This window comes from Micromonospora sp. NPDC051296 (assembly GCF_040682255.1).
GTDB lineage: Bacteria > Actinomycetota > Actinomycetes > Mycobacteriales > Micromonosporaceae > Micromonospora > Micromonospora craterilacus.
Genome location: NZ_JBFBAO010000196.1, coordinates 1,784 through 12,876, shown reverse-complemented (window position 1 = coordinate 12,876; position 11,093 = coordinate 1,784). Strand labels below are relative to the sequence as shown.

The 11,093-nt window shown below is 73.7% G+C and carries 11 protein-coding genes and 1 pseudogene; 8 read left to right on the top strand and 4 right to left on the bottom strand.

The window, feature by feature from the left end; genetic code table 11:
• From AB0M52_RS20440 to AB0M52_RS20430, 3 genes are all read left to right on the top strand, one after another.
• Positions 1-1,054, top strand: a 1,054-nt coding sequence (locus AB0M52_RS20440; protein WP_363955831.1) for an ABC transporter ATP-binding protein, incomplete at its 5' end; no start/stop codon positions are given.
• Positions 1,051-2,820 (top strand): ABC transporter ATP-binding protein, encoded by a 1,770-nt coding sequence (locus tag AB0M52_RS20435; protein WP_363955829.1) that lies wholly within the window; start codon positions 1,051-1,053, stop codon positions 2,818-2,820. The genes AB0M52_RS20440 and AB0M52_RS20435, both read left to right, overlap by 4 nt.
• Positions 2,821-2,884: 64 nt before the next feature.
• On the top strand, positions 2,885-3,625 hold the full coding sequence (locus AB0M52_RS20430; RefSeq protein WP_363955826.1) for a DUF2470 domain-containing protein: 741 nt from the start codon (positions 2,885-2,887) through the stop codon (positions 3,623-3,625).
• Between the two features lie 23 nt (positions 3,626-3,648).
• Here the strand turns inward: AB0M52_RS20430 and AB0M52_RS20425 are convergent, their stop codons facing one another.
• The 3 genes from AB0M52_RS20425 to AB0M52_RS20415 form a co-directional block, all read right to left on the bottom strand.
• Positions 3,649-4,245, bottom strand: coding sequence for a TetR family transcriptional regulator (locus AB0M52_RS20425; protein WP_363955824.1), 597 nt, complete (start codon positions 4,243-4,245; stop codon positions 3,649-3,651).
• Between the two features lie 66 nt (positions 4,246-4,311).
• Positions 4,312-5,067, bottom strand: coding sequence for an ABC transporter permease (locus AB0M52_RS20420; RefSeq protein WP_363955821.1), 756 nt, complete (start codon positions 5,065-5,067; stop codon positions 4,312-4,314).
• On the bottom strand, positions 5,064-5,801 hold the full coding sequence (locus AB0M52_RS20415; RefSeq protein ID WP_363955818.1) for an ABC transporter ATP-binding protein: 738 nt from the start codon (positions 5,799-5,801) through the stop codon (positions 5,064-5,066). Before AB0M52_RS20415 ends, AB0M52_RS20420 begins: the two co-directional genes overlap by 4 nt.
• Positions 5,802-6,002: 201 nt before the next feature.
• Between AB0M52_RS20415 and AB0M52_RS20410 the strand changes: the two are divergent.
• From AB0M52_RS20410 to AB0M52_RS20395, 4 genes and pseudogenes are all read left to right on the top strand, one after another.
• Positions 6,003-6,689, top strand: a pseudogene (locus AB0M52_RS20410) (phosphoribosyl-AMP cyclohydrolase); the annotation flags it as partial.
• A gap of 180 nt (positions 6,690-6,869) precedes the next feature.
• Positions 6,870-7,301, top strand: coding sequence for a phosphoribosyl-AMP cyclohydrolase (hisI, locus tag AB0M52_RS20405; RefSeq protein WP_363955837.1), 432 nt, complete (start codon positions 6,870-6,872; stop codon positions 7,299-7,301).
• Positions 7,298-8,851 (top strand): anthranilate synthase component I, encoded by a 1,554-nt coding sequence (locus AB0M52_RS20400; RefSeq protein WP_363955815.1) that lies wholly within the window; start codon positions 7,298-7,300, stop codon positions 8,849-8,851. The genes hisI and AB0M52_RS20400 overlap by 4 nt, the downstream gene beginning before the upstream one ends.
• Before the next feature lie 55 nt (positions 8,852-8,906).
• Complete coding sequence (locus AB0M52_RS20395; RefSeq protein ID WP_363955812.1) at positions 8,907-9,473, top strand: Trp biosynthesis-associated membrane protein; 567 nt, start codon at positions 8,907-8,909, stop codon at positions 9,471-9,473.
• Here AB0M52_RS20395 and AB0M52_RS20390 read toward each other — a convergent pair.
• Positions 9,466-9,717 carry a hypothetical protein gene (locus AB0M52_RS20390; RefSeq protein WP_363955810.1) on the bottom strand — a complete coding sequence of 84 codons (252 nt, stop codon included), beginning with the start codon at positions 9,715-9,717 and terminating at the stop codon, positions 9,466-9,468. The two genes, AB0M52_RS20395 and AB0M52_RS20390, sit on opposite strands and share 8 nt — an antisense overlap.
• A gap of 443 nt (positions 9,718-10,160) precedes the next feature.
• Here AB0M52_RS20390 and trpC point away from each other — a divergent pair, with 443 nt between their 5' ends.
• On the top strand, positions 10,161-10,964 hold the full coding sequence (trpC, locus tag AB0M52_RS20385) for an indole-3-glycerol phosphate synthase TrpC (protein WP_363955834.1): 804 nt from the start codon (positions 10,161-10,163) through the stop codon (positions 10,962-10,964).
• Positions 10,965-11,093: the final 129 nt, after the last annotated feature.

Genomic DNA, 11,093 nt, shown 5'->3' with positions numbered 1-11,093 from the left:
GCTGGTGGTCGGCGCGTTCCGACTGCGGGAGGGCGCCATCTCGGTCGCCGAGCTGGTCAGCGTCGCCTTCCTGTTCACCGTGCTGGCCTTCCCGGTGCGGGCCATCGGCTGGGTGCTGGCCGAACTGCCGCGCAGCGTCGCCGGCTGGGACCGGGTCCGCCAGGTGCTCGACGCCACCGGTGAGATGCCGTACGGCGACACCCGGCTGGACCCGGCGGCGGCCGCGCCAGCCACGCTCACCTTCACCGACGTCAACTTCGCCTACGAGCCGGCCGAGGCGCACCTGCCCGGCGCCGAGGTGCTCGGCGAGGTCGGGTTCACCGTCCCGGCCGGGAAGACCGTCGCCCTGGTCGGGCCGACCGGGTCCGGCAAGTCCACCGTCGCGGCGCTGGCGGTCCGGCTGGTGGATCCGCGCTCCGGCACGGTGGGCATCGACGGGATGGACGTGCGCGAGCTGGCCGCGGACTCGCTGGCGGCCACCGCCGCGCTGGTGGCGCAGGTGCCGTTCGTCTTCGACGACACCGTCCGGGCCAACGTTTCGCTGGACCGGCCGGGCGTCGACGACGAGGCCGTCTGGGCCGCGTTGCGGCTGGCCGAGGCCGACGGGTTCGTCGCCGCTCTGCCCGACGGGCTGGACACCATGGTCGGCGAGCGGGGCACCTCGCTCTCCGGCGGTCAGCGGCAGCGGCTCACCCTGGCCCGGGCGCTGGCCGGACGCCCCCGTCTGCTGGTGCTCGACGACGCGACCAGCGCGGTCGACCCCCGGGTGGAGGCCGCCATCCTGGCCGGGCTGCGCTCGTCCGGGAACGGCGGACCGGGCGCGTCGATCCTGGTGGTGGCGTACCGCCGGGCCACCATCGCGCTCGCCGACGAGGTGATCTACCTGGAGCGGGGCCGGGTGGTGGCCCGGGGCACCCATTCGACCCTGCTGGCCACCGTGCCCGGTTACGCCGACCTGGTCACCGCCTACGAGCAGGCCGAGGTCGACCACGACCGGCAGCGTACCTACGACGAGGTCACCCCACTGGCCTCGGGCCTGGAGGCAGAGCTATGACGGAGTCGGCGGAGCGGGTCGAGTCGACCTGGCGTACGCTGCGCCGCGGCCTGGCGCTCTCCCCGGAGCTGCGGGTCGGGCTGGCCGGCACGCTCGGCCTGGCGCTGGTCTACATGGTCGGCCGGGTGGCCGTACCGGTGGCGGTGCAGCAGGGCATCGACCGGGGCATCGTCGGCGGGCTCGATTTCGACGCGCTGTTCACCGTGGTGGCGGTCACCGCCGCCGTGCTGGTGGTGACCACCGTCTGTGGTTACTTGATGATGCGTCGGCTGTTCACGGTCAGCGAGACGGCGTTGGCCGGCGTACGGGTGCGGGCGTTCCGGCACGTGCACGACCTGTCCATGCTGCACCAGCAGTCTGAGCGGCGCGGCTCGCTGGTCTCCCGGGTCACCAGCGACGTCGACCAGATCACCCAGTTCCTCCAGTGGGGCGGGGTGATCCTGCTGGTCAACCTCGGGCAGCTGGCGGTCACCACTGCGGTGATGCTGGCGTACTCCTGGCAGCTGACCCTGGTGGTCTTCGCCGCCTTCGTACCGGCGCTCTTCGTGATCCGGCTGCTCCAGCGCCGGCTCGCCGCGGCGTACGGGGTGGTCCGGCAGCGCACCGGCGCGTTGCTGGCGGCGGTCGGGGAGAGCGTGGTCGGCGCGCCGGTGATCCGGGCGTACGGCATCGCCGGGCGGACCGCACGGCGGCTGGACGAGGCGATCGACGGCCAGCGGCGGGCCCAGCAGAAGGCGATCCGGATCAGCATCGTGGGCAGCTCCGTCGGCGAGCTGGCCGCCGGGCTGGCGCTGGCCGGGGTGGTGGTGCTCGGGGTGTTCCTCGGCGCCGACCGGACGCTGACCATCGGCGAGGTCACCGCGTTCCTGTTCCTGGTCACGCTCTTCATCCAGCCGGTGCAGATTGCCACCGAGGTGCTCAACGAGGCGCAGAACGCGATCGCCGGCTGGCGCCGCGTACTCGACGTGCTGGACGTGGCCCCGGACGTGGCCGACCCGGGCCAGCAGGGGCGCGAGCTGCCGGCCGGCCCGCTGGACATCCGCTTCGCCGGGGTGCGCTTCGCCTACCCGGGCGGCTCGACCGTGCTGCACGACATCAGCCTGGAGATCCCGGCGAAGAGCCGGGTGGCGGTGGTCGGTGAGACCGGCAGCGGCAAGACCACCTTCGCCAAGCTGCTCACCCGGCTGATGGACCCGAGCGCGGGCGCGGTGCTGTTGTCCGGGGTGCCGTTGACCGACGTCCGCTTCGACTCGCTGCGCTCGCGCGTGGTGATGGTCCCGCAGGACGGGTTCCTCTTCGACGCCACGGTCGCCGACAACGTCCGCTTCGGCCGCCCGGAGCTGACCGACGAGCAGCTCACCGCCGCCTTCACCGAGCTGGGGCTGGCCGACTGGTTGGACGGGCTGCCGGCCGGGCTGGCCACCGGGGTGGGGGAGCGCGGTGAGGCGCTGAGCGTGGGGGAGCGGCAACTTGTCGCGCTGGCCCGGGCGTACGTGGCCGATCCGGACCTGCTGGTGCTCGACGAGGCGACCAGCGCGGTCGACCCGGCGACCGAGGTGCGACTGCAGCGGACCCTGGACGCGGTCACCCGGGGCCGGACCACCCTCGCCATCGCGCACCGGCTCTCCACCGCGCAGGGCGCGGACGAGGTGATCGTGGTCGACCGGGGTCGGATCGTGCAGCGTGGCCCGCACGACGAGCTGATCCGCGACCCGGATTCGGTCTACGGCCTGCTCTACGCCTCGTGGCTGGAGCAGACCCGGTAGACGCGGTTGGGCCGATGCCCTACTCTTCGAGTTAGGTAAGGCTAACCTCAAAGGAGGTTGCGTCATGCGGCCCAGCCCTGCGGAGATCGTCCGGACCCTCGTCGCCGGCCGGCTGGCCGGCCTGGTCCACCTGGCCTGCTGGCCCGGCCTGCACCAGGTCCGCCACGTCACCGACACCGACGGGCGGGTGCTGCTGCTGGTGCCCGTGGTCAGCGACCTCGCCGGCGCGCTGCGCGCCGCCGGCGACGACCGTCCCCTCGCCGTGGTGCTCGACGTGCTCGACCTGCCGCCCGCCGCCGGAGCGCCCTCGCTCGGCCGGGCGCTGGTCTCCGGTTGGGTGCGGCAGCTGGACGGCGACGAGGCCCGTGCCGCGGCGCTGGACTTCGCCGCGGTGGAGCCCACCGGCGATCTGCTCGACGTCGGCACCCGGTTCCGGCTGTTCCGGTTCGAGGTCGCCGAGGCCCGCTGGGACCGCGCCGGCGTCCTCCGCCGGATCGACCCGGAGGCGTACGCCGAGGCGGAACCCGATCCGCTGCACCCGGTCGAGGCGGTACTGCTCGCCGATCTCGCCGACCACCACGCCGACCGGATGGCCGACTACCTGCGCCAGCGACTCGGCCTCGCTGCCGGTCCGGCCGAGGAGGCGCCCCGGGTGGAGCGGCTCGACCGGTACGGGATGGTCGTCTCGTTCGGGCGGCCCGGCGCCCGGCAGCGGGCCCGGCTCCCGTTCGGCCGGCCCCTGGCCGGTCACGCCGAGCTGGCCCGGCTGCTGTATTCGCTGCTCTACCCCCGGACCAGCAACTGAGCGGACGTCGGCCGCCCGTCCGCTCAGCCGGGCAGTTCGCCGGTGAGATAGCGCTGGATGGTCGGGCCGACCATGGCGACCAGCGTCTCCGGGGCGGCCGAGGCGACCGGTTCCAGGCGGACGACGTGCCGCATCAGAGCCAGCCCGATCAGTTGGCTGGCCACCAGTGACCCGCGCAGCGGCACTTCCGCCGGGTCGACTTCGAGGTGGTCGAGGACCCGGCGCAGCACCTGGGTGGTCAGGAACTCGCGCAGCAGTCGGGCGGTCCACTCGTTGCTGACCGCGGAACGCAGCAGCGCCACCCCGGCGGTGCCGGCCGGTGAGTCCCAGACCGCGACGAACATCCGCACCAGCCGCTCGCCGAGGCCGTCGCGGTCACCGGCGAGCACCTTCGGCAGCAGCTCGCGGGGGTCGATCGGTGCCTGCATGGCGGCCAGGAAGAGCTGGTCCTTGTTGCCGAAGTAGTGGTGCACCAGCGCCGGGTCCACGCCCGCCTCGGCGGCGATGGCCCGGATGGTGGTGCCGTCGAAGCCCCGCTGGGCGAAGGCGGCGCGGGCCGCGTCGAGGATCGCGTCCCGGGTTGCCGGGTTGCCAGGGCGCCGTCCGGTCCGCCGCGCCATCGCCCTCCCTCGCTCGTTCCCGTGGGACGTCCGTGCCCCGGTGCGCACCGGGGCACGGACGACCCGTCAACTGCTGCGCCGTCGCAGGGTGGCCGCGGCGAGCAGCAGCGCCAGCACCGCCGCGCCCGCCACGACGACCACGTCGCGCCACATCGTCGCGGTCGGCTCGGCGTGCGCGCCGACCTCCTGGAGGGCCTCGACCGCGTACGACAGCGGCAGCACGTCGCTGATCGCCTGCAACCAGCCGGCCATCTGGTCACGCGGCACGAAGAGCCCGCAGAGCAGCAGCTGTGGGGCGACCACGACCGGCATGAACTGTACGGCCTGGAATTCGGTGCGGGCGAAAGCGCTGCAGAGCAGCCCGAGCGCGACGGCGAGGATCGCATTCAGTACGGCGATCATGATCACCAGCCCGCTGCTGCCGGCCGTGGTCAGGCCGAAGACCCAGTACGCCACGGCCGAGGCGACGCCGGCCTGCACCGCGCCGGCCAGCCCGAAGGCGATGCCGTAGCCGAAGAGCAGGTCGGCCTTGGCCAACGGGGTGGTGAGCAGCCGTTCCAGCGTGCCGGTGGTCCGCTCGCGGAGCATGGCGATGCTGGTCACCAGGAACATGATGACGAACGGGAAGAAGCCGAGCATCACCAGCGCGATCTGGTCGAAGGCGGACGGCTGGCCAGGCGGCGTGGGCTGGTCGTTGTACATGTAGTAGACCAGGGTGAGCAGCACGGTGGGCACGACCACCAGCAGGGCCACGGTCCGCCGGTCGTGGCGCAGTTGGCGCAGGATGCGGCCGACGGTGGCGGCCAGGATCCGTGGGTTCATGACGCCTCCCGCCCGGTGGGGCCGGACTCGCCCGCTCTGATCAGTCTCAGGAACGCCTCGTCGAGGTCGTCCACCCCGGCAGCCGCGCGGATCGCGTCCGGGGTGTCGTCGGCGACCAACCGCCCCTCGCGGATGAGCAGCAGCCGGTCGCAGCGGGCCGCCTCGTCCATCACGTGGCTCGACACCAGCAGGGTGGTCCCGGCCGCGGCCAGCTCGTGGAACTGGGCCCAGAGATCGGCCCGCAGCACCGGATCCTGGCCGACCGTCGGCTCGTCGAGCACGACCAGTTCCGGCTCGCCGACCAGGGCGCAGGCCAGCGACGCCCGGCTGCGTTGCCCGCCGGAGAGAGTGCCCACCAGCTGGTGTGCCGCGTCCGCCAGCCCGACGTCGGCCACCGCCCGATCGGCCTCGGCCCGGCCGCGGCCGTGCAGCGCGGCGAAGTAGTGGGCGTTCTCCCGGACCGTGAGGTCGGCGTAGACGCTCGGCGCCTGGGTCAGGTAGCCGATCCGGTGGCGCAGCTGCGCCGCTCCGGCCGGCAGGCCCAGCACGGTCACCGTGCCGGCGGCGATCACCTGCACCCCGACGACCGCGCGCATCAGCGTGGTCTTGCCACTGCCGCTCGGCCCGAGCAGCCCGGTGACCGAGCCGCGCGGCACCGCGGCGTCGATCCCGTCCAGCACTCGCCGCCCGCCCCGGTTCACCACCAGGCCCCGGACGGCGATCGCGTCGTCCATCGCGTACCTCCGAAAACTCATCGAGTGTTGAAATCAACGGTAGATGAAATATCGGCGGCGAAGCAAGGTGGCAGCGCGGTGCGGCCCGACGAAACGGGCTCCGGGGTGACAACCCCGTAGCACGGGCGTCGCACTTCAGACCGGACACCGGGTCCGTCATCGGTCATTGCACCCTGATCGGACCTGCGGCACGATGGCTTAGTGGATCACGCTCCGTCACCGGACAGTGGGTTTTTCGACGACTGGGCCGCGCGGCTGCGGGCGACCGCCGATCGGCCCGTGGTGGGCATCCTGCTGCGCGGTAGCCACGCCCGCCGGGCCGCGACCGCACACAGCGACGTCGACGTCGACGTACTGGTCGGCGGTGCCCCGTACGCGGCCCGCCGGGCGTACTTCGCGGAGCACTCCGGCCGGCTGACCCACGTCTCGGTCGCCCACCGGGACGTACGGTCCTGGGTGAGCCGGCTGGGTGAGCCGGCCGACTGGGCGTTCGGCCTGCCGGTGACGGCCCCGGCCCGCCTGCTCTGGGCGGATCCGCGCTGGCGGAACCGGATCGACCTGCCGGTGCTCTGCCAGCCGGCGGACGAGCCGCGGCTGGAGGAGCTGATCGCCACCCTCGGCAAGGTGGCCGCCGCCCGGGACGCCGACGACCCGCTCGGCGCCCGGCTGGCCGCCGCCGACCTCGCCCGGCTCTGCCCGTCGGTGCTGCGGCCGGCGAACCCCTCGGTCCGCGTGGTGTCCCGCCGCTCGGCGTTCGCCGCCGCGCTCGACCTGCCGGTGGCGCCGGTCGGCTACCGGGAGGACATGCTGCGCTGCCTCGGGCTGCGGCCCGGGTCGACCGGCGAGCTGTGGGCGTCGGCGGCCCGCCTGGTGTCCGGCACCCTGCCGCTGATCCGCCCGTACGTCGCCGAGGTGGCCGACGCGGCCGGTTCGGATCTCGCCGACGCCCTGCTCGACGGCCGTCTGGACCGCTACGTGGCCCAGTTGGGCCGGCCCGCCGGCGTGGTGCCGTCCGCCAGCCGGGAGTCCGCTCAGGTACCCGCGCCGCGTACGGGACAATGGGTCACTGTGCCCGTACCTGACGCGCCGGTGACCGGCGCCCACCTCGACCAGCCGGAGCCGCCCGGCGGCCCGGACCGGCCGTCGCAGCTCGACCCGGCGATCGCCGCCCGGCTGCGGCGTACCCCCGACGGCCTGGTGGCTGCCGTGGTCCGCCAGCACGACAGCGGCGAGGTGCTGATGGTGGCCTGGATGGACGACGAGGCCCTGCACCGCACCCTGACCACCGGCCGGGCCACCTACTGGTCACGCAGCCGCCGCGAGTACTGGGTCAAGGGCGCCACCTCCGGCCACCACCAGTACGTCCGCTCGGTGGCGCTCGACTGCGACGGGGACGCCGTGCTGGTCAGCGTCGACCAGGTCGGCGCCGCCTGCCACACCGGGCAGCGCACCTGCTTCTTCACCGAACTTCCCCTCACCTCCGGCGAGGTCTCGTCATGACCGACGGCAAGGTCAGCCCGGACGCGGCCACCTTCACCGAACTGGCCGCGCGCTGGCGGGTGGTGCCGGTCACCCGGCGGTTGCTCGCCGACGCGGAGACCCCGGTCGGGGTATACCGCAAGCTCGCCGGTGGTCCCGGCACCTTCCTGCTGGAGTCCGCCGAGCAGGGCGTCGGCTCCTCGGGGCTGGCCTGGGCCCGGTACTCCTTCGTCGGGGTGCGCAGCAGCGCCACGCTGGTCGAGCGGGACGGCTCGGCGGCCTGGCTCGGTACCCCGCCGGCCGGACTGCCGACCACCGGCGACCCGGTCCAGGTGTTGCGCGAGACGGTGGCGGCGCTGGCCGGCCCGCCCGCCGACCCGGACGGCGGGATGCCACCGCTGACCGGGGGCATGGTCGGCTACCTCGGCTACGACCTGGTCCGCCGCTTCGAGCGGCTGCCCGCGCTCACCGAGGACGACCTGCACCTGCCCGAGCTGGGCATGATGCTCGCCACCGACCTGGTGGTGCTGGACCACTTCGACGGTTCGGCGATCCTGGTCGCCAACGCGATCCTGCCGCCGCTGGGCGAGCCGGGCCGGGACGCGATGGTCGCCGCCGCGTACCACCACGCGGTGGGCCGGCTGGACGCGATGACCACGGCGCTGTCGCGGCCCATCCCGCCGATGGTCGCCACGGTCCGCCGCCCGCCGGCCGGTGAGGTACGCAGCCGTACCCCCGACGGTGGCTACCCGAAGGCGGTCGAGGCGGCGAAGGAGGCGATCCGCGCCGGCGAGTGCTTCCAGATCGTGCTCGCCCAGCGGTTCGAACGCGACACCGACGCCGACCCGTTGGACGTCTACCGGGTGCTGCGGACCACCAACCCCAGCCCCTACATGTATCTGCTGCGCTTCGACGACTTCGACATCGTCGGTTCGTCGCCGGAGGCGCACCTGAAGGTGACCGGCGAGGTCGACGGCGAGCGGCGGGCGCTGCTGCACCCGATCGCCGGCACCCGCCCGCGTGGCGCGACGCCGGAGGCCGACGCCCGGCTTGCCGCCGAACTGCTCGCCGACCCCAAGGAACGCGCCGAGCACGTGATGCTGGTCGACCTGGGCCGCAACGACCTCGGCCGGGTCTGCCGGCCGGGCACCGTCGAGGTGCCGGAGTTCGCCACCATCGAGCGGTACAGCCACGTCATGCACATCGTCTCGACGGTGGTCGGCACGCTGCGCGCCGACCGCACCGCCTTCGACGCGCTCGCCGCGACGTTCCCGGCGGGCACCCTCTCCGGGGCACCGAAGGTTCGGGCCATGGAGATCATCGAGGAGCTGGAGCCGGTCCGCCGGGGCCTCTACGGCGGCACGGTCGGTTACTTCGGCTTCGGCGGCGACCTGGACATGGCGATCGCGATCCGGACCGCGCTGATCCGCGCCGGCCGGGCCTACGTGCAGGCCGGCGCCGGGGTGGTGGCCGACTCCGACCCGGCCGCGGAGGACCAGGAGACCCGGAACAAGGCCGCTGCGGTGCTCGCCGCGATCGCCGCCGCCGAGACCCTCCGGCCAGCTCGGTGAGCGCGAGGAACGTAGCGCAGCGGAGTACCGCAGTCGCGAACGAAGGGCGGAGCCGATGAGTGAGGCGGTAGGGCCCGAGGGGGGCGGTCGGCCCGCGGGCGGTCGGCGGGAGTTGGCGTACGCCGCGCTGCTCTGCCTGGCCGGCGCGGGCCTGGCGCTGTGGGCGGCGACCCGCACCTGGGTGGTCGACGCCGCCGCCGCGTCGGCTCTCGACGAGGAGCGGACCGGCGCGCGACTGCTGCCGTGGCTGCCGGCGCTCGCCCTGGTGGGGCTGGCCGGTGGCGGTGCGGTGTTGGCCACCAGTGGCTGGCTTCGCCGGGTGCTCGGCGGGCTGTTGGCGCTGCTCGGCCTGGCCCTGGCCGGCGGCGGGGGCTACGGGCTGGTGGCGGAGATCGGTGACCAGGTGAGCCGGCAGTGGCCGGCGCTCACGCTGGTCGGCGGCCTGATCGCGGCGGCCGGTGGGCTGCTCACCGCGGTGCGCGGGAGGCGTTGGCCGGCGATGGGTGCCCGCTACGAGCGCCGGTCACGGCAGCCGGTCGAGGCGGCTGGCCCGATCCAGGGGGCTGGCACGGTGGATGCGTGGGACGCGTTGGACCGGGGCGAGGACCCGACGGTCAGTTGACCGGCTGGCGGTCGCGGCTGCCCGCGGCGGCGAGTTCCGCCACGATTCGATCCAGCGCGGCCCGTTGGTCGGCCCGGGCGCGGTCGGCGCAGATGGCCTCCCAGGCGTTGCCCTGCGCGGTCCGCATCCGGGCCGGCCCGACCACGGCGCGCTCCAGCGTCTGGACGACCCCGACGGCGAGCGACGCGACGGTGCGGGAGATGGTGGTGAGGCCGATGCTCTGGTGCGGCGCGGAGGAATTCATGATCACCCCGGGGAGAGATCGTCGTGGTGGTGGGGCAGGCGCGCCATCGAGTCTGCCCGAGGAAGATGCTGCTCGGCTCACGTTTCGTGGTGATGACCGCACCGTCAACTCTGCGGCAGGGTGCCTGAGCAGGCATAGGGACCTTCGTCCTTGAGCTTGCTCACAGCATCGACGCCGGTCGAGACGTTGTCGACCGGACGCGTCGGGATGAGCGTCCATATCAGTGACCGTCGATGACATGGTGACGCAGAGTCACACCGCGTTCGCGCAAGTCGGCCATTATGCCGCAGTCCATTTCGTGAGGAGCGCCATACCCCCGGCGGTCGGTGCCAGGTAGGGCCCCCTAGCATCGGCCCATGACACCCGGAGAGGGGAGTCCGTTGGTGACTGCTGAGCATGCGCACGCGGAGGGGGACGAGGCCGGTCCGTCGGCGCCCGTCAGCGTGCTCGACGAGATCCTGGCCGGCGTCCGGGAGGACGTGGCCCGGCGGCAGGAGCAGGTTCCGCTGGAGCGGATCCGCGAACTGGCCGCCGCCGCTCCGCCGCCGCTGGACGCGTACGCGGCCCTGCGTCGGCCCGGCGTCGCGGTCATCGCCGAGGTGAAGCGCTCCTCGCCGTCCAAGGGGAAGCTGGCCGAGATCGCCGACCCGGCGGACCTGGCCGGCGACTACGCCGCCGGTGGCGCCCGCGCGATCAGCGTGCTCACCGAGGGGCGCTGGTTCGGCGGTTCGCTGGACGACCTCGCCGCCGTACGGGCCGCGGTGAACATCCCGGTGCTGCGCAAGGACTTCGTGGTCTCCAGCTACCAGGTACACGAGGCCCGCGCCCACGGCGCCGACCTGGTGCTGCTGATCGTCGCCGCGCTGGAGCAGAACGTGCTGGTCGGCCTGCTGGAGCGGATCGAGTCGTTGGGCATGACCGCGCTGGTCGAGGTGCACGACGAGGAGGAGGCCGACCGGGCCCTGGAGGCCGGCGCGCAGGTGATCGGGGTCAACGCCCGCGACCTGCGTACCCTGGAGGTCGACCGGTCGGTGTTCGAGCGGATCGCGCCCGGCCTGCCGAGCAACATCGTCAAGATCGCCGAGTCCGGCGTACGCGGCCCGCACGACCTCATCCGGTACGCCTCGGCCGGCGCCGACGCGGTGCTGGTCGGCGAGGGCCTGGTCACCCAGAAGAGCCCCCGGGAGGCAGTGGCCGAGCTGGTCAACGCCGGTAACCACCCCGCCACGCCCCGCCCGGTGCGCTGACCCGCGCCGGTCCCCGTCCCGAGCGAGAGGATGACGGCATGAGCGAGCGTCAGCGAGTGAATCATCAGCGCAGTGCGTTGGTGCCTCAGGGCGGCGCGGAGCGAAGCGGAGTGCCGGCATGAGCGAGCG